This window comes from Negativibacillus massiliensis (assembly GCF_900148495.1).
Lineage (GTDB): Bacteria > Bacillota > Clostridia > Oscillospirales > Ruminococcaceae > Negativibacillus > Negativibacillus massiliensis.
Window position 1 is genome coordinate 1,151,414 of sequence record NZ_FTRU01000008.1, and the last position, 18,266, is coordinate 1,169,679.

An 18,266-nucleotide genomic window follows, 5' to 3' on the forward strand; every position below is an offset into this window, starting at 1 on the left:
ATTTCTGTTCCTATTAATCAATCCAGATTTATTTTTTTGAAAAAAATTGTGAAAATTCACTTGAATTCTCCTGTTTTTTTGAAAATCCTGTTCGCCTTTTTCGGAAAATCTTTCATAAACTGTTTTAAATTTAAAAATTTTATGGTAAAATAATTGAGTTATCATTGCATTGTTTATGATTATATCGATTTTAAGAATTAGGAGCTATATTATGAACAAGAAAATTTCCCTGGGGCTGGCCCTCGCCCTTATGTTCGTCATCACCGCGGTAACATTTTCCATTACCATGATTTTTTCCAGGCAGATGTTCTCCACTACCGTCACCAACGTTTCCCAAAGAGAAGCGATGTATGACAAGCTTTCCGAGATTGACAGCTATGTACGAAAGAACTATTACGGTACCATCGATGAAACAACTTTAAATGACTATATTTCGATGGGATATATCGCCGGACTCTCCGATCAGTATGCTACCTATTATTCTGCTTCCCAGTATGCGGAACTTCAGCAGGAAAACGCAGGCAAGCTGGTTGGTATCGGTATTCGTGCAACCCGCAGCGAAAGCGGATTTATTCAGGTAACAGAAGTTTATCCAGATTCTCCTGCTGCTGAGGCAAACATCAAAGCTGGTGACCTGATCGTTAAGGTAAACGACATCGACGTCACCGCAGACACCTATAATGACGCAATCAGTGAGATTGGCGGCAAAGCTGGCACCAAACTCAGCTTGACCGTCCGCAGCGACAACAAGGATCGTGAAATCTCCGAGATTACCCGCCGTGTTGTTGTAACCCCTACTGTATATCCAAAAATGATCGGCACTGCCGGCTACATCAAAATTGTCGACTTTAATGAAAACACCTATGACCAGTTTAAAAAAGCGGTAGAAGATCTGATCGGCAACCAGGGAGCACAGTCCCTGATCTTTGACCTGAGAAACAATACCGGCGGTCTGGTTGATCCAGCCATCAAGATGTTGGATATGCTGCTGCCGGAAGGTACCATTGCAACCGCAACTTATCGTGATGGTTCCACTGAAGTTCTCGGTACATCGGATGCAAACTGCATCGATAAGCCTATGGTTGTTCTGACCAATGAAAATACTGCCAGTGCAGCAGAGCTGTTCACACAGGCACTGCGCGATTACGGTGTTGCAAAATCGGTCGGTACCACTACCTACGGCAAAGGCGTTATGCAGGTAACCCATTCTCTGAAAGATGGTTCTGCAATCCGCATTACCGTTGCTCAGTACAATCCACCAAAGAGTGCAAACTATGATGGCGTTGGTATCAAACCAGATTACGAAGTTACTCTGACCGAAGATCAGGTAAAAGCTTTTGATACTCTGGATGAAACCACCGATCCTCAGCTGAAAAAAGCACTGGAAATCACCAACTCCTCTACCCTGCTGACACAGAACACAGAAACCACCACAACAGAGGAATCTGCTGCTCCTGAAGAAGCAAACGGAGAAACCACAACCTCCGAGGAAGCTCCTGCAGAAACAGAAACTCAAGAAGGAGCAGAAACCCAAACAGAAACAACTGAAACAGAACCTGCTGCTGAATAAAAAGTCAAAAAGAGGAACGGATTTTTCCGTTCCTCTTTTTTAAAACCCTTTTTTCCTTTGCTTTAAGTTTACCCCAATACTGCCGCACAGACATCCGCACAGCAGCATCGAAAACAGTTTTACCAATGCCCAGAACCCCGGAGTTTCACCAATTGCAAGAGAGCCCAACATCCCTGCTGCAAACAAGATTCCTGCGCACAGCATTCCAAGGAAGAAACCATTTTGCTTTGCGTGTCTTGCACAAAAGAATGCTCCAATGCAGGCAAGCAGGCATCCTAAAATAAGTCCAATCCCCTTGACTGCCCAAATCGGCACCTTTCCTGCGGACATTGCAACAGAAAGAATTGTCAGCAACACCATTCCTGCTGCAATCGCTGCTGCACACCCCACAATCACTGCTTTTTTCTGACGGCTATCCTCTGATTTTCGACCTGTATTTTTATTTCCTTCTGTTGATTTTCCCTTTGCACGGATATTCCTTTTTTCCATAAAAAAATCACCCCGTATCCTGCATTTTCTGTTACAGGATATTCGGGGTGTCCAATATTTATTCGCTAAAATCAAGCGGATTATTTGGATTTTTTATCAGCCTGTTCCTGAGCAGCTCTCTCAGTTGCAGTGATGTTCTGCTGAATGGACCAACGAGCCAGACGGATTTTGCTTCTGTCACCTGCTGTTTCGATTACAACAGTATCATCTTTGATGCTGACGATTCTGCCGATGATGCCGCCGATTGTTACAACTTCATCTGCAATTTCGATGTTTTCTCTCATCTTCTGAACTTCTTTTTCTCTCTTTTTCTGAGGACGGATCAGGATGAAGTAGAATACAACGAACATCAGAATCAGTGGAATAAAGGTTGCCAGCATAGTAGCAGTATCCGATGTTGCTGCGGTAAGATAAAAGTTTGCCATGGGTTTTTGCACCTCCGTTAAAATAAGCAAAAATGCGCTGGGAAAAATCCCCTGCATTTTGATATACAAGCAACATTATACCTGTTTCAGCTGTACTTTGCAAGTGGTTTCTCTGTAAAATACAGACAAAATTCTCACTCGTTAAATTCTTCTGCCCAACAGTGGAATCATCTCTGCACGGAACTGCTCATATCTTCCCTCGTCCAGTGCTGCACGGATCTTTTCCATCAGGGTATTATAGAAATACAGGTTGTGCATAACAGCAAGGCGCATACCCAGCATCTCATTTGCTTTGAGCAGATGACGGATATAAGCGCGGGAATGACGCTGACAAACCGGACAGTCACACTCTGCATCAATCGGACTGTCATCCAGCTCATATTTTGCATTGTTGATGTTGATGATGCCCTGCCAGGTAAACAGATGACCATGACGTGCATTTCGGCTTGGCATAACACAGTCGAACAGGTCCACGCCGCGATAAACCGCCTCGATGATATTAACCGGTGTACCAACTCCCATCAGATAACGAGGCTTGTCCTTTGGCATATATGGTTCAACCTCTTCGATGATTTCATACATAACCGGAGCAGGTTCTCCAACTGCCAAACCTCCGATCGCATAGCCGTCGCAGTTAATCTCCGAAATCTGCTTCATGTGTTCGATACGCAAATCTGGGAAGGTAGAACCCTGGTTGATACCAAACAGCATCTGATGCGGGTTGATGGTACCTTCTGCCGCATTGAGGCGATCCATTTCTGCTCGGCAGCGTCTGAGCCAACGAACGGTGCGGTCGATGGAACGTTTCGTATACTCTCTGGTTGCCGGGTTTTCGATACATTCATCGAATGCCATTGCAATAGTGGAAGTAAGGTTAGACTGGATGCGCATGCTCTCTTCCGGTCCCATGAAGATGCGTCTTCCATCAATATGGGACTGGAATTTTACTCCCTGCTCGCTGATGGTTCTCAACTGTGCCAGAGAAAATACCTGGAAGCCGCCGCTGTCGGTGAGAATCGGTCCATCCCAACCCATAAATTTGTGCAGGCCGCCCAGTGCTTTGATCTTTTCATCGCCTGGACGCAGGTGCAGATGATAGGTGTTGCAAAGCTCTACCTGACATCTCAAATCTTTCAGGTCATAGGAAGAAATACCGCCTTTGATTGCCGCCGAAGTACCAACGTTCATAAAGGCCGGTGTCTGGACTGTGCCATGTACCGTTTTGAATTCACCGCGGCGGGCACGTCCTTCCTGTTTTAACAATGTATACATAAAATCCTCCGAATTACTATGATAAAGTTTTTTGTCAAACTTTTGTACACAAAAGTTTGCGGTTTCCAAAGGCAGAGCCTTTGGGCACTTGTCGCAACATATAAAAAAACAAAAGATAAAAATCGATAGGGGCAATAAGTCGTTTCGGTTCTGGCGCACGGGAGCGCGCATCTGCACACAGTTATGCAGATGAAAACCCAATCAAGTTTTATCTGCATTTGAATTTCAGCGCCAAATACGAAAAATCTCCCACTGGGAGGTTTTTCTGGATGGTGCATCTCGGCAGTTTCCAGAGGGGGTTTTTCTCTTGCAAAAACCCCCTATTTGTCAATCCAAAACTTGGATTGACAAATTTACTCCCAAATGCGCCTGAACGATAAGGTTCCGCACTCTGCGGAGTGCGCCAAGGGCGTTGCCCTTTGGAAACCCACAATTTTTTGAAAAAAATTGAGTAAAACTTTTGTTTTTCACCCAACTACCTGTCTTTGCGCCGAAGGCAAACAGCGGGCAGGCTCAGCCTGCTTATTTATCTGCATCGTTTACAATCAGCATAGCATCGCCAAAGGAGAAGAAACGATATTTCTCCTTTACTGCAAGGTCATAGGCTGCCATAGTATGCTCATAGCCTGCAAAAGCACTGACTAACATAATCAGAGTGCTTTCCGGCAGATGGAAGTTGGTGATCAGTCCATCCAGCACCTTAAACTGATAACCTGGATAGATGAAAATGTCGGTATAACCTTCTTCTGTGTGCAGCGGCAGTCCTTGTTTGGTACCCAATGTTTCGAGGGTTCGGCAGCTTGTCGTTCCAACTGCGATGACACGTCCGCCGTTTGCCTTGGTCTGGTTGATCAGATCGGCAGTTTCCTGCGGCAGATAATAGTGCTCGGAGTGCATCTTGTGGTCGGTAATTTCGTCCTCTTTGACCGGACGGAAGGTTCCCAAACCAACGTGCAGGGTTACGGTTGCAACCTTAACGCCTTTTGCCTTGATCTTATCCAGCAGTTCGTTGGTAAAGTGGAGACCTGCTGTCGGCGCTGCTGCCGAGCCAAGTTCGTGGGAATAAACAGTCTGATAGCGCTCATTGTCCTGAAGCTTTTCGGTGATGTAAGGTGGGAGCGGCATATTTCCGATCTGTTCGAGTACCGGGAAGATGCTGTCTCCTTCGTAACTAAAGCGAATCAGACGGTTTCCGCCTTCTACGGTTTCCAAAACCTCACCTTTTAATAATCCTTCGCCAAAAATGAGCTTTACGCCCGGTTTTGCTTTTTTGCCCGGTTTTACCAGTGTTTCCCAAACATCCTTTTCCTTCTGTTCCAGAAGCAGGACTTCAATGTTTGCGCCGGTGTCTTCCTTCGTTCCATAAAGTCTTGCTGGAATAACGCGGGAATCGTTGACAACCAGCAGATCCCCTTCTTTTAAATAATTCAGCACATCATAAAAATGATGGTGGCTACATTTTCCGCTTTCCCGATCCATTACAAGCAGTCGGGAATGATCCCTTGGTTCAATCGGGGTCTGGGCGATCTGCTCCTGTGGCAGATCAAACCAAAAATCTGATTTTTTCATATTGTTTCTCCTTCACTGTACAGGTGTAGAATGTTTTGGAGAGATGAGCAGGTTCTCATTCCCCTTTGTATCAGAATATCAGTCTATATTGTACGGTTTCTTTTTGCCGATGTCAACAAAGACAAAAGCTCCCCGATCTTTTTCCGTCTATCCCCACAAAAACGCTGCTTTTCTCCGTCTTAAACTTTCTGTTTTCTGCAAAAGATTCTACATTTTTACAGTTTAATCAAAAAAAGTCAAAATCTGTATTGACAGTAGGGTGATGCAATGCTAATATATACCCAAACACTTTAAACTTTATATGAAACGATAGAGGCGCACCTTTCATCAGTAGCACAGGATAAGGCTGCCAAAGCTGTTTGAGTCCTTTGCCAAAGGGAACGGTGCCGAAGGGAGCATTTCGGCGGATGCTGCCCTGGGTGTGTCCTGAATAAGGGCACAACTGTCACCATCCTTTGAAAAGGTGGTGAAGCGCTATCCGGTTTTTCCTGATTTTCATCTTTGCTTTTTGTTTTCTTTTCTGAAAAACAGGAAAATGCCCCTATCAACAGTTCGCCGGTTTTTTTAAACCGGCTTTTTTCATATCCTGCTTTCCTGTTTTAAAATCAGCATTTTTTAAAATAAGAAAGCATACAGTGTTTTATCCTCATATTTCTGAAAGGATGTATCACAAATGAAACAGTACAATGTAGCCGTCATCGGTGCTACCGGCATGGTCGGTCAGCGCTTTATCTCCCTGCTGGAGCATCATCCGTGGTTTCATGTAACCACACTTGCTGCTTCTGCACACTCTGCTGGAAAAACCTATGAACAAGCTGTCAGCGGACGCTGGATGATGAGCACTCCAATCCCGGAAGCAGCAAAATCCATCGTAGTAAAGGATGCTGTTGCTGACGCAGAAGAAATTGCACACAGCGTTGACTTTGCTTTCTGTGCAGTGGATATGAAAAAAGATGAAATCCGTGCACTGGAAGAAACATATGCAAAATATGAGTGTCCGGTTATGTCCAACAACTCTGCACACCGCTTTACACCGGATGTTCCAATGATGATTCCAGAAATTAACGATGACCACGCACAGATCATTGAAGCACAGAGAAAACGTCTGGGCACTAAACGCGGATTCGTTGCTGTAAAATCCAACTGCTCTCTCCAAAGCTACGTTCCTGCTCTGCACCCACTCAAAGAATGGGGCATCACCAAAGTGCTCGCTTGCACCTATCAGGCAATTTCCGGTGCTGGCAAAAACTTTGAAACCTGGCCGGAGATGGTAGATAACGTTATCCCATTTATCGGCGGTGAAGAAGAAAAGAGCGAAAAAGAACCGCTGAAAATCTGGGGAACTGTTTCGGATTCTGAGATTATCCCAGCTTCCACCCCTTCCATCACCACCCAGTGCATCCGTGTACCGGTTACAGACGGTCATCTTGCTGCCGTATTTGTATCCTTTGAGAAAAAACCAACCATTGAGGAAATCAAGAATGCCTGGAAAAACTTTGCAGGTTACCCACAGCAGCACAATCTGCCTTCCGCTCCAAAGCAGTTTTTAACCTACTTTGAGGAAGACAACCGCCCACAGACCAAACTGGACCGCAATCTGGAAAATGGTATGGGCGTTTCGGTCGGTCGTCTGCGCGAAGACAGCCAGTATGACTATAAGTTTGTCTGCCTTTCCCACAACACCATCCGCGGCGCAGCAGGCGGTGCTGTTCTGATGGCAGAAACCTTGGCAAGCAAAGGCTATCTTGACTAAAAAGGGGCTAATTTATGAAAAAGACCATCTTTACCGGCGCGGGCGTTGCCATCGTAACCCCGATGAATCCGGATGAATCCATCAATTTTGACCGACTGGGTCAGATCATCGATAATCAAATCGAAAATGGCACCGATGCTATCGTTATCTGCGGCACAACCGGTGAATCCGCTACCATGACCGACCAGGAACATGTAGACTGCATTGAGTATGCTGTAAAACGTGTAAATGGCCGCGTTCCGGTCATTGCAGGTGCTGGCAGCAACCACACTTCTTATGCTGTATGGATGTCCAAAGAAGCAAAACGGGTTGGCGCAGATGCTCTTCTCCACGTTACTCCATATTACAACAAAACTTCTCAGACAGGTCTCATCCGTCACTTTAACGCAGTTGCGGACGCGACCGATCTGCCGATCATCCTGTACAATGTTCCATCCCGTACCGGTGTCAACATCACCCCTGCTACCTATCGGGAGCTTGCAAAACATCCGAATATCGTTGCAGCCAAAGAGGCTAGCGGCAACATCTCTCAGATTGCGCAGATCGCACAGGCTTGCGGCGATGAGCTGGATCTTTATTCGGGCAACGATGACCAGATTGTTCCTCTGCTTTCTTTGGGTGCAAAGGGCGTTATCTCGGTTCTTTCCAACATTATGCCACGCGAAACTCACGACATCTGCCGTCTGTTCTTTGAAGGAAAGATTGCAGAAAGCCGTGCACTTCAGTTAAAACTCCTGCCGCTGATCAATGCGCTTTTCTCTGACGTAAATCCAATTCCTGTCAAGGAAGCCATGAACATGATGGGCTGGGAGTGCGGCGAATGCCGTCTGCCTCTGGTTTCGATGCAGCCGCAGGCAAAAGAACACCTGCGCGTTCTGATGCAGGAACAGGGCCTGATAAAAGAATAAACAGATCGGGGTCGGGCTTTTTCCCGGCCCCCTTTTTAAGGATAAAAGAAAGAATGGAAATTCTTTTCGGATTTCCGGCAAAAGAAAGGACGTTTTATTATGGTATCAATTCTTCTTTCCGGTGCAGGAGGTAAAATGGGACAGGTCATCACCCGCTCTGTTTCTGAGCGCGATGACTGCCACATTGCTGCCGGCATCGACATTCACTCCATCGACTGCGGCTATCCGGTTTTCTCTTCTCCGGAGCAGTGTGATGTTGCCTGCGATGTCATTATCGATTTTTCTCATCCTTCGGTTACCAATTCCCTGCTCGATTATGCAGTAAAACACAAGATTCCTGCTGTTATTGCAACTACAGGACTTTCTCCTGAACAGGTGGAAGCAATCCATGAGGCTGCAAAAACCATCCCAGTCTTTTTCTCTGCCAACATGTCGCTGGGTGTATCCCTCCTGACAGAACTTGCAAAAAAAGCTGCTAAAGTGTTGGGTAACGATTTTGATATCGAAATCATCGAAAAACATCACAACCGCAAGGTGGATGCTCCAAGCGGCACCGCACTGATGCTTGCTGATGCCATTTCGGAAGAACTTAAAGATGCTCCACAGTATGTCTACGACCGCCACAGCCGCCGTGCTGCACGCAGCAAAAACGAAATCGGTATCCATGCTGTCCGCGGCGGAACAATTGTAGGTGAACATGAAATCCTGTTTGCTGGTCATGATGAGATCATCTCGCTGACACACACCGCCATGAGTAAGGAAATCTTTGCAACCGGCGCCATCAATGCTGCTCTTTTCCTGGCAAACTGCAAACCGGGACTTTACAATATGGGCGATTTGGTTTAAGATAGAGCTTAGAAAACTTTACCTTTTTCCAAGAGAAAGGATCTGATTCTATGAATGGTGTCAGCAAAATTTCTGTGACCGAAGATGTCTGTCTCATCAGCTTTAACAACATTCCCCGAGACCTTTCGGTCACCTCCCAGATCATGACAGAATTCGCTGTGCAGGATATCAACATCGACATGATTTCCCAATCTGCTCCAATCGGTGAAAGTGCAAACGTTTCCTTTACCGTTCAATCGGAGGATCTGGTTCGGGCACTTGCCATCATCCAACTCTTTCGGGAGCAGCATCCTTCGGTACGTCCGATTGTTTCAAGCGGCAATTGCAAAGTACAGCTCTACGGTGAAGAAATGCGCTCCATGCCGGGTGTCGCTGCAAGAGCATTTTCGGTTGTGTCTTCCATTACCAATGAAATCATGCTAATCACAACCTCTGAAGTGGATATCTCCATTTTGATTGCACAGCACGAACTTTCTTCCGTACTGGATGCATTAAAACAGCACTATGGAATCTAAATCTCTTTGCTGTATCGACTGCCGTTGGTGCTGGAAGGATGACCGCGCGACCGATTATCGCCGTCCACCCTTCTTCTTCTGCCGCAAAAGGGGCAGTTTTTACAGCCGCAACTATAAAATCGGGGAAGGTACCCGTATTTCCCCGACACAGCCTGTCTGTGAAAAATTTTCTCCACGCACAAAGGAGGAAGAATCATGATAAAAAACTGCTGCATGATTTCTACGTGGAAAATGTCCCTGCTTGGCATGAAGCGGGCAGCTCCTTTATTAAAACGAAACGTTCCGGTTCACGAAGCGATCCTGATGGCGGTCAAAACCGTTGAGGATGACCCTGCTATTTCATCGGTTGGCTATGGTGGACTTCCTAATCTAAACGGTGAGGTCGAACTGGATGCTACTTATATGAACGGCGATACACTGGGATTTGGCGGCGTTATGTCGGTAAAGAATATCAAAAACCCGATTGAAGTTGCCTTTGACCTCAGCCATTATCAGAGAAATTGTCTGCTTTCCGATATCGGTGCCACCCGATATGCTCAGTCTAAGGGCTTTGCCTTCCAGAATATGCTCTCCCCTGAGAGTAAAAAACGCTATGACCAGACAGATAAGATGCGGGATTCCGAAATGCTGGAAGCCTACAAAGAACATGATACCGTCTGTGTCATTGGTATGGACCATCGTCGTTCCATGGCGTGCGGCGTATCCACCTCCGGCTTGTTTTTAAAGATGCCCGGTCGTGTTGGCGATTCCCCAATCATCGGTTCAGGACTTTATGCTGATTCTGAAGTTGGCTGTGCTGCAGCTACCGGCGTTGGAGAAGACATCATGAAAGGCTGTCTTTCCTTCTCTATCGTAGAGAAAATGCGCAACGGAATGGACCCTCAGACCGCCTGCGAAACTGCTCTCCAGCAGCATTTACAGCGTTTCCTGCGATGCAATCACAGCTGCGGAAGCATCTCCGTCATCGCAATGGACTGCTATGGAAATGCAGGAGCTGCCACCACGTTATCCGCTTTCCCGTTCGTTGTCACCGATCAAAACTTTTCCACCCAGCTTTATGTTGCTTCCAACATCGGTGGAAAAATCTCCATCTTTCAGCCGGATCAGGGTTGGCTTAACAGCTATCGCGGCGATTAATCGATCTGTAAAACCATCAAGAGGTACATTTTTACTGTACCTCTTATTTTTTTCATTTTTTTGCAGCATTTTCCTTTTCTGATGGATATTACTTATGAAGGGAGGTCCTTACGCTTGTATACAAACGAATCTATTGACTCTGTTATTTCACTTTATTCTGACATGGTTTACCGGTTGGCATTTTCTCATACCGGTTCAAAAAGCGATGCTGACGATATTTTTCAGGAGGTCTTTTTAAAACTCATCGATTGTACGACTCCCTTTCAATCGGAAGAACATCGCAAAGCATGGCTGATTCGTGTCACGATCAACTGCTGCAATCAGCTGTGGCGCAGTGCATGGCGGCGACGTACCGTTCCTTTGGACCATCTGCCGGAAGAATCTGAGGAGACAATTTTTCCACAGGAATCCGCACTGTTCTGTGCTTTACAGAAATTGCCTGCAAAAGATCGTGACCTGATTCATCTTTTTTACTATGAACAGTTATCGGTCCGTGAAATTGCTTCTATCCTGTCTCAACGCGAATCTACCATTCGTTCCAGGCTGACACGGACCAGACAAAAATTAAAATCTATTTTAGAGGAGGACAATTAAATGAACGATCAATCCTACCGTGATCTTTTTTCCAAGATATCCCCTTCTGAGCAGTTAATCGACCAAACAAAAGAAAAAATGCGGGAACGGGCTGTCTTGAACCGTACCTGCCGCTATTCTTTTGGACGTCAAAAACGCTTTTTTTCCCGAGCTGCTGTTGTTATGGCTGCTGTTAGCTGCGTTTTTGTTGTCAGCGTCAACGCTTCTCCTGCTTTTGCAGCCAGCATCCAAAACCTTCCCATTTTAGGAACATTGTCTCAGGTTCTCACCATCCGCAACTACACCGAAAAAACAGACAACACAGAAATTACCGTAAAACAACCTGCTGTCGCCGATGATAGCGGTAAAACAGAAAACATTGATGTTAATGCGCAGATTCAAGCTGTTGTTGACCAGTATCTTGCAGACGCACAGACTCAGATTGATGAGTACAAAAAAGCTTTTCTGGAAACTGGCGGAACAGAAGAAGAGTTTGAGCAGAAAAATATCAAGGTTGATGTAAATTACGAAATTAAATCACAGTCTGACGACGTTCTCTCTTTTGCTCTCTATATGTATCAAAGCTGGTACAACTTCTCTGAAACGGTCGCTTACTATAATCTGAATGCGCAGACAGGAGAAGAACTGACCCTTCAGCAGCTGCTGGGTGATAACTATATTGAGATTGCAAATAAGGAAATACGTTCCCAGATCGAAGAGCGCAACGCTCAAAGCGAATACCCTCTCTTCTTTACCGATGAAAACGCATTCCAGACCATCAATGATCAGACAAAATTCTATATTAACTCCAACAATCAGGTTGTGATCGTATTTGATAAATATGAAATCGCACCAGGAAGCACAGGCAGACCAGAATTTGTCATTCCTCAAGAAATCCTTCTTCCATCTAAATAAAAGGATTTATCCACACAAAAAAGCTGTACCGTTTGGTACAGCTTTTTTGCATCTTATTATTTCTTTCTGCTTCTTTTCTTGGAAGGAGTTTGGTAAGCCGGTTTGATTGCTGCCGGCTCTTTTTCCTTGATTGCCGATGGCTCTCTGTGTTTGAGTGCGGATGGCTCTTTATGTTTAATGGCAGAAGGTTCTTTCTGTTTGATTGCAGTTGGCTCTGGTTTTTTAATGGAGGATGGATCCTTTTTCTTCAGTGCTGCCAAATCCTCTTTTTTCTTTTCTACAACTTCGATCTTCCACAGCTGATTTTCGCCGCCTCTTTCCCAAATCTGTACATGGCGGTTATCTTCCAAAGCAACATCCAGATATTTTCCGCTGGACAGCGAAGAGATGCGCACTGCTTCTCCATCCTCTTCCAGTTTCCAAAGCTGGCTATCTGCACTGACTGTCTCCCACTGATGAACCCATGCACCATTCACTGTTCCGCCAGCAATAATGTCCACTACTTTTTTGCTTTTTGTGCTGACGATGCGATAGCAGCCGTTTTCTTCCGGGAAGAATTTCCAGTTCTGTGCTTTCTGTTCATCCGCAGCTTCCACAGTAATCAGCTGGTCTTCATTTGCGGTCAGTAATTTACCTGATGTAACCGACATGATACGGTACTCTTTTGTTTTATAAACTTTCATTTGAACCTCTTCTTTCTCAAGATGATATCATATTCCAGTGTCATGAAGCTTTGGTTTAGATTTATTATATCACCTGTCGGTCAAGTGGTCAAATTTCTTGCCTATTCTGTTTTTGTTTTCTTTTACCTGTTTTTCCCTTCTTTTTATTCTTGATTTTCTTTCTCCTTTTCCCTTTCTGTTTTTACTTTTTTTAAACTAAACTTGCCTTTTTATTTTATTCTCTTTTTACTTTGCTCTTACCAGACTAACATGCTTTAGAGTGAAGTTCCACCTCAAACGTTTCTCTCTCAATTAAAAATTCTTCTTGTCTTTCTTTTGCTGCAACGTAGCGTTCTGCCAGCATCCCACAAACTCCCAGCAAAATCATTCCTCCAAACAACGCAGCACCTAAATAAAAAAATGCAAACATTTTTAGCCCTCCTTATCGCTCGTTTGATTGCACTGTGCAACTTTACAAGCAAAAAAATTGCACTTTTTAGCAATCTATCCCTCGATTCTCCCCAAATTTTACAAGTATTCCGTCTTTTTTCTTTCTTTGCTCTGATTTGATTTTAGCACTATGCAAACAAGAAGTCAATAGCGCTGCGCAATTTTTTTATTTTTGCGGTTGCGTCCTGCAAAACTACGTGGTATAATAAGAAAAAAGGAGGGAAAGCTGTGGAAAAAAACATCCAAACCGGAAAGCGTATTCAATCCAGACGGGAAGAATTGGGTATGAATCTGGGTGACATCGCCAAAGAGGTTGGTGTAGCCGTCTCAACGATACAGCGCTATGAAAAAGGCAAAATTGAAAAGATGAAGCTGCCCGTTATTGAGGCAATCGCGAAAGCTCTTCAGGTCGATCCTGCATGGCTGCTATGTCAGACCGATCAGATGAATCCCCCCCTTCATTCTTCAATCGATAATCTGATCCCTTTACCCAAAACCTATCAGATTCCGCTGATCGGCGATATCGCCTGCGGAACTCCTATTCTCGCGGAAGAAAACGTGGAAGCAATTCTGGAAGTTCCCCAACACATTAAGGCAGACTTTGCACTGCGCTGCCATGGGGACAGCATGATCGGCGTTCATATCCACGATGGGGATATCGTTTACATTCGCCAACAACCCGATGTCGACAATGGTTCGATTGCCGCTGTCTGCATCGAAAACTCGGCAACGCTCAAAAGGGTCTATAAATATCCTGATAAGCTGGTCCTTTCCCCTGCTAATCCCGCTTACGAGCCTCTGGTCTACACGGGAGAAGAACTTTCCCAGGTTCGTATTCTTGGCAAAGCAGTTGGTTTTACCAGCCTGATTGATTGATTCTAGCCGTAACCTAAAATAACATAAATACTTTTCTTATAAAAAAACTCCGAAACAGCTTTACGCTATTTCGGAGTTTTAATTTTTATCTTAATTTTAGTCTGCCAGTGCAGCTTTAATCATGATTGCACATTCCAGACGTTTTTTCTCCAGTTCACAAGCAACCTTGTATGGTTTCTTGATGGAGCCTGCATATTCAAGATTGTTTGCATTGCATCCGCCGCTGCAATAGAATTTAGCCCAGCAGTTCTTGCATTCTGGTTTTGTATAAACAGTGGTCTTTGCAAAGGAATCCTTAATCTCAGTATTGAGAGACTGGTCATGTACACTGCCCATGATCCATTCCGGCTTACCAACAAACTGGTGACATGGATATACATCGCCTTCTGGAGTAACCGAAACATACTCGTTGCCGCAGCCACAGCCACGCAGACGTTTGATAGCGCAAGGGCCCTGATCCAGGTCGATCATAAAGTGGAAGAAGTTGAAGAACTCACCATTCTTGCGTTTTTCAATGATGATTTTTGCCAGTCTTTCATATTCTGCAAATACCTCTGGCAGATCCTCTTCGGTCAGTGCGTAAGGCAGTTTTGGATCGGTAACAACCGGCTCAATGGAAATCTGGTCAAAGCCTTTTTCGTAGAAGTGCAGAACATCCTCAGCAAAATCTTTATTGAATTTGGTGAAGGTACCGCGAACATAGTACTGTCCGTCCCCTCTTGCTTTTACCAGCTTCTGGAATTTTGGCATAATCTGGTCATAGCAACCGCTGCCATCCACATGGAAACGCATACGGTCATTGACTTCTTTTCTGCCATCGATGGAAAGAACAACGTTGTGCATCTCTTTGTTGATGAAATCGATCTTATCATCAGTCAGGAGCAAACCATTAGTGGTAATGGTAAAGCGGAAGTTTTTGTTGTATTCCTTCTCCTTGGAGCGAGCATATTCTACAACCTCTTTGACAACATCAAATGCCATCAGAGGCTCACCGCCAAAGAAGTCCATTTCCAGATTGTGGCGGTTTGCAGAATATTTGAGCAGATAGTCGATTGCTTTTTTGCCGACTTCTGCTGTCATCAGTTTGCGTCCTCCGCCAAAATCGCCCTGTGCTGCAAAGCAGTAGGAGCAGCGCAGATTGCAGTCGTGCGCAACGTTCAGGCACATTGCCTTGATTGGTGCGGAAACCATCATGTCCGCAAACTGTTCGTAGTCATCGCTGGTGAACAGCTGACCATTTTCATACATTTCATAGATTTCGCCGTAAGCTTCTTCCAAAGCTGCACGGTCATATCTTGCCTCCAGCGGTGCAAAAACCGATGCAGGATATTCTTTTTCAAGTTTTTCACTGGTGTTGCTGTCAAAGGAGTTTGCCAGGAAAGAGGCGTCCAGCAGCTGCACCATATCATATACCATCTCGTCAACAACATGAACCGCGCCGCTGTTGACATCCATGATGATGTTGTATCCATTTAACTGAAAACTATGTAACATGATTTCTCTCCTATTATTCCATGCGGATCAAAGACCGCTTGACGTCATTTTTGTTTTACTGCCCTGTTTTTAATAAAAAGTCCTGTCCCATTCTCCAGACAGACAAAACGATAGGGACAGCGTGGCTGAACACAGCCAAGCGGCCCCTATCCTTAAATACAAAATCTAACGCACAATTATTTAGCGTGCTCGCATTTCTGGTTAGCAACTGTGCAGGAAGTCTTGCAAGCAGACTGGCAGGAAGCCTGGCATTCGCCGCAGCCGCCTTTTGCAGCAGTTTCTTTCAGGTTTGCCTTATTTAAAGTTTTTACGTGTTTCATGTAACAACATTCCTTTCCATAATTAAGTTCTATTGGTTGTTATCATATTATATCATATCTTTTTCTAGGTTTCAAGTCCTAAATCTTCGCTGTCGCATTTTTGTGGCAAAGATTCTTCATCTGGAAAAGACAGAGAGAAACAGCTTCCTTCTCCCAGCACACTTTCCAGTCCGATCTTGACTCCCAGATATGCTGCGCCGTGTTTCACAATTGAAAGACCCAGACCAGTGCCGCCAATCTGTTTGGAATGGCTCTTGTCAACGCGGTAAAAACGTTCGAAGACTCTGCGCTGATCTGCCGGAGAGATACCGATACCGGTGTCCTCCACCTTGAGCAATACCTGATGGTCTTCCCTTGTAATACTTACCTTGACTGATCCATCCGGACGATTGTACTTGATGGCGTTGTCACACAGGTTATAGATCACTTCATCTGCGATTTTGCGCACTGTTTTTACCGTTACCGGTTCTCCGGTCAGTGTCATCGTGATTCCTTTGTTTTGTGCCACATTTTGCAGACGGCTGACAATCTGTTCCGAAAGTTCGTACAGGTCAATTTCCTCTTTCTCATAAGGAAGCATATCTTCATCCAGCTGCGAAATCTTGATAATATCCCCCACTAGTGCGATCAGTCGCTGGGATTCATCAAAAATCTTTCCAGCAAACTGCGGCACATCCTGTGGCTTAACAAAACCGTCTTTCATAATTTCTGCAAATCCGGAAATAGAGGTAAGCGGCGTTTTGAGCTCATGAGAAACGTTTGCAGTAAACTCGCGGCGAAGCATTTCATTTTGCCTCTGTTCGGTTACATCCACAAACAGTAAAACCCCACCTTCAACTTCACCGTCACGAACTACTGGATTTGCTGTCATCTGGCAGTATCCGCCATCCGCTTCCAAAATCGTTTCCCAGTGTCTTCCTTCCAGCACCGCATCCACCGCTTTGCGGAATGGTTCACTTCGGTTGATTGCCAGAATATTCTTTTTATGCTTACCAATAAAGATCTGAAGGTCCGGAGAAATTCCCAGTATTTTCAGCGCACTGGTATTGCCCGACAAGATCTCACCTTTATTGTCGATCAGCAGGATTCCTTCCTTCATATAATTGGTAATCATCTGAAGGTCTTCCTGCTGCTGTTTTGCCTGCAGGAGCTGACGCTGAATCGTTTTTTGCTGAAAACTGATCTTGGTCAGCAGCGGTGCAAGCTCATCGTAAGATTCGTTATTGTCTGGATTTTCCAGGTCCAATTGGTTGAGTGGTTCGACAATCTTGCGGGAGATTCGAGAAGCCAGCAGCCCCACTGCCATCAGGATTGCAAAGGTAATCCATAAAAATGGCTGAATCATCCCTGCCAAAACCGCTACCACTGTATACTGTGTACTGGATACACGCAGAACACAATTGTTGGAAAGTTTCAGAGCATAATAAACTGTCTGTTTCTGAATGGTATCCGAGCGGCGAACCGCCTTTGCCGAACCATTCTTCATGGCTTCCACGATCTCTTCCCGGTTTGCATGGTTATCCATCTTATCGGGGTCTGCATGGTTATCAAACAGTACCCTTCCGTCCGGAGCAACCAATGTAACCCTTTCCGAGTTATCCGGCAGATCTTCCAGTGCCTGCATTCCATAATTTTCTACGGAAAGTGCAAGGTACTTTGCCTCACTGCTCAATTCTTTGGTCAGCTGACCATCAAAATAGTGGAAGAGGATCATGAACACCGTTACCATGCCCACAATACAAACCAGAAATGAAACGCTTAAGACCGCACGAAAAATTCTTCGCGTCATGATTTTTCTCCACCGATCTTATAACCGATTCCGCGTACCGTCTCGATGTAGTTTCCAGCTTCACCCAACTTCTGACGCAGGGTACGAACGTGGACATCCACTGTACGGCTTTCACCGTCAAAGCCATAGCCCCAAATCTCGTCCAGCAGCTGAGCGCGGGTAAACACAATTCCCTGTCTGGAAATCAGAAGATTTAAAAGCTCGAATTCCTTCAAGGTCAGGACAACATCTTTTCCGTCCACCTGTACTTCATGGCGAACCGGATTGACATAAAGGCTGCCCACACGGTATTCTTCCTGGCGATCATTGTCCGCACCGCTGCGGCGCAGCAATGCACGGATACGAGAAAGCAGCTCCATCATGCGGAATGGCTTTGGAACATAGTCATCTGCTCCGATATCCAAGCCTCTGACGATATCGTACTCGCTTCCTTTTGCGGTCAGCATAATAACCGGCAAACGTTTGGTCGCCGGTGCTGCACGCAGTTTTTGCAAAATGGAAAAGCCGTCCTCTTCCGGCAGCATGATATCCAGCAGTACCAAAGAGGGCGTCTTTTCATGGACAGCATCCCAGAATTCGCTTGGTGTTCCAAAGCCTTTTGCCTGCATGTTCTGTCCATTGAGTGTGTAAATAATCAGTTCACGAATGCTTTCATCATCTTCCAGCACATAAATCATTTTTCATCACCTCAATATGTATTGTA

Annotated in this window: 20 protein-coding genes and 1 riboswitch; of the genes, 10 read left to right on the top strand and 10 right to left on the bottom strand. The window is 45.2% G+C overall.

What is annotated here, in order from left to right; genetic code table 11:
- Window positions 1-211: 211 nt before the first annotated feature.
- Window positions 212-1,570 (top strand): S41 family peptidase, encoded by a 1,359-nt coding sequence (locus BQ5375_RS11330; protein ID WP_076917948.1) that lies wholly within the window; start codon window positions 212-214, stop codon window positions 1,568-1,570.
- Window positions 1,571-1,609: 39 nt separating this feature from the next.
- On the opposite strand, the gene BQ5375_RS11335 is transcribed toward BQ5375_RS11330, so the two are convergent.
- The 4 genes from BQ5375_RS11335 to queA form a co-directional block, all read right to left on the bottom strand.
- The gene (locus BQ5375_RS11335; protein ID WP_022132875.1) at window positions 1,610-2,059 is read right to left on the bottom strand and encodes a TIGR04086 family membrane protein; all 450 of its coding nucleotides are present in this window, start codon (window positions 2,057-2,059) and stop codon (window positions 1,610-1,612) included.
- A gap of 80 nt (window positions 2,060-2,139) precedes the next feature.
- A complete protein-coding gene (gene yajC, locus BQ5375_RS11340; protein WP_022132876.1) occupies window positions 2,140-2,484 on the bottom strand; it encodes a preprotein translocase subunit YajC in 345 nt (114 codons plus the stop codon).
- Between the two features lie 141 nt (window positions 2,485-2,625).
- Window positions 2,626-3,756, bottom strand: coding sequence for a tRNA guanosine(34) transglycosylase Tgt (gene tgt, locus BQ5375_RS11345; RefSeq protein ID WP_076917949.1), 1,131 nt, complete (start codon window positions 3,754-3,756; stop codon window positions 2,626-2,628).
- 522 nt (window positions 3,757-4,278) lie between these two features.
- A complete protein-coding gene (gene queA, locus BQ5375_RS11350; protein ID WP_022132878.1) occupies window positions 4,279-5,325 on the bottom strand; it encodes a tRNA preQ1(34) S-adenosylmethionine ribosyltransferase-isomerase QueA in 1,047 nt (348 codons plus the stop codon).
- Window positions 5,326-5,627: 302 nt separating this feature from the next.
- Window positions 5,628-5,810, top strand: a riboswitch (Lysine riboswitch).
- A 188-nt stretch (window positions 5,811-5,998) separates the two neighbouring features.
- On the opposite strand from queA, the gene asd reads away from it, so the two are divergent.
- The 8 genes from asd (at window position 5,999) to BQ5375_RS11395 (ending at window position 11,972) form a co-directional block, all read left to right on the top strand.
- Entirely contained in the window at window positions 5,999-7,078 is a 1,080-nt protein-coding gene (gene asd, locus BQ5375_RS11360; protein ID WP_022132879.1) for an aspartate-semialdehyde dehydrogenase, read from the top strand.
- Window positions 7,079-7,092: 14 nt separating this feature from the next.
- Window positions 7,093-7,986: a 4-hydroxy-tetrahydrodipicolinate synthase gene (gene dapA / locus BQ5375_RS11365; RefSeq protein ID WP_022132880.1), complete on the top strand. Its 894-nt coding sequence runs from the start codon at window positions 7,093-7,095 to the stop codon at window positions 7,984-7,986.
- 99 nt (window positions 7,987-8,085) lie between these two features.
- Entirely contained in the window at window positions 8,086-8,832 is a 747-nt protein-coding gene (gene dapB / locus BQ5375_RS11370) for a 4-hydroxy-tetrahydrodipicolinate reductase (RefSeq protein ID WP_022132881.1), read from the top strand.
- 50 nt (window positions 8,833-8,882) lie between these two features.
- Window positions 8,883-9,347, top strand: a complete 465-nt coding sequence (locus BQ5375_RS11375; RefSeq protein WP_022132882.1) for an ACT domain-containing protein — start codon at window positions 8,883-8,885, stop codon at window positions 9,345-9,347.
- The gene (locus tag BQ5375_RS11380; RefSeq protein WP_076917951.1) at window positions 9,337-9,546 is read left to right on the top strand and encodes a hypothetical protein; all 210 of its coding nucleotides are present in this window, start codon (window positions 9,337-9,339) and stop codon (window positions 9,544-9,546) included. Before BQ5375_RS11375 ends, BQ5375_RS11380 begins: the two co-directional genes overlap by 11 nt.
- Window positions 9,543-10,484 (top strand): glycosylasparaginase, encoded by a 942-nt coding sequence (locus BQ5375_RS11385; RefSeq protein WP_022132883.1) that lies wholly within the window; start codon window positions 9,543-9,545, stop codon window positions 10,482-10,484. Before BQ5375_RS11380 ends, BQ5375_RS11385 begins: the two co-directional genes overlap by 4 nt.
- Window positions 10,485-10,598: 114 nt before the next feature.
- Entirely contained in the window at window positions 10,599-11,078 is a 480-nt protein-coding gene (locus BQ5375_RS11390; RefSeq protein ID WP_022132884.1) for an RNA polymerase sigma factor, read from the top strand.
- Window positions 11,079-11,972: a DUF3298 domain-containing protein gene (locus BQ5375_RS11395; protein WP_022132885.1), complete on the top strand. Its 894-nt coding sequence runs from the start codon at window positions 11,079-11,081 to the stop codon at window positions 11,970-11,972.
- 56 nt (window positions 11,973-12,028) lie between these two features.
- Here BQ5375_RS11395 and BQ5375_RS11400 read toward each other — a convergent pair whose 3' ends face one another.
- Both BQ5375_RS11400 and BQ5375_RS14360 read right to left on the bottom strand, forming a co-directional pair.
- A complete protein-coding gene (locus tag BQ5375_RS11400; RefSeq protein ID WP_022132886.1) occupies window positions 12,029-12,655 on the bottom strand; it encodes an RICIN domain-containing protein in 627 nt (208 codons plus the stop codon).
- Between the two features lie 244 nt (window positions 12,656-12,899).
- Window positions 12,900-13,064, bottom strand: a complete 165-nt coding sequence (locus BQ5375_RS14360) for a hypothetical protein (protein WP_022132887.1) — start codon at window positions 13,062-13,064, stop codon at window positions 12,900-12,902.
- Window positions 13,065-13,312: 248 nt separating this feature from the next.
- On the opposite strand from BQ5375_RS14360, the gene BQ5375_RS11405 reads away from it, so the two are divergent.
- Window positions 13,313-13,960 (top strand): LexA family protein, encoded by a 648-nt coding sequence (locus BQ5375_RS11405; protein WP_022132888.1) that lies wholly within the window; start codon window positions 13,313-13,315, stop codon window positions 13,958-13,960.
- A 96-nt stretch (window positions 13,961-14,056) separates the two neighbouring features.
- Here the strand turns inward: BQ5375_RS11405 and scfB are convergent, their stop codons facing one another.
- From scfB to BQ5375_RS11425, 4 genes are all read right to left on the bottom strand, one after another.
- Entirely contained in the window at window positions 14,057-15,454 is a 1,398-nt protein-coding gene (gene scfB, locus BQ5375_RS11410) for a thioether cross-link-forming SCIFF peptide maturase (RefSeq protein WP_076917952.1), read from the bottom strand.
- Window positions 15,455-15,630: 176 nt separating this feature from the next.
- Window positions 15,631-15,774 (bottom strand): six-cysteine ranthipeptide SCIFF, encoded by a 144-nt coding sequence (scfA, locus tag BQ5375_RS11415; protein ID WP_022117453.1) that lies wholly within the window; start codon window positions 15,772-15,774, stop codon window positions 15,631-15,633.
- Window positions 15,775-15,838: 64 nt separating this feature from the next.
- Window positions 15,839-17,563, bottom strand: a complete 1,725-nt coding sequence (locus BQ5375_RS11420; protein ID WP_022132890.1) for a sensor histidine kinase — start codon at window positions 17,561-17,563, stop codon at window positions 15,839-15,841.
- Window positions 17,560-18,240 carry a response regulator transcription factor gene (locus tag BQ5375_RS11425; protein WP_022132891.1) on the bottom strand — a complete coding sequence of 227 codons (681 nt, stop codon included), beginning with the start codon at window positions 18,238-18,240 and terminating at the stop codon, window positions 17,560-17,562. Before BQ5375_RS11425 ends, BQ5375_RS11420 begins: the two co-directional genes overlap by 4 nt.
- Between the last annotated feature and the right edge of the window lie 26 nt (window positions 18,241-18,266).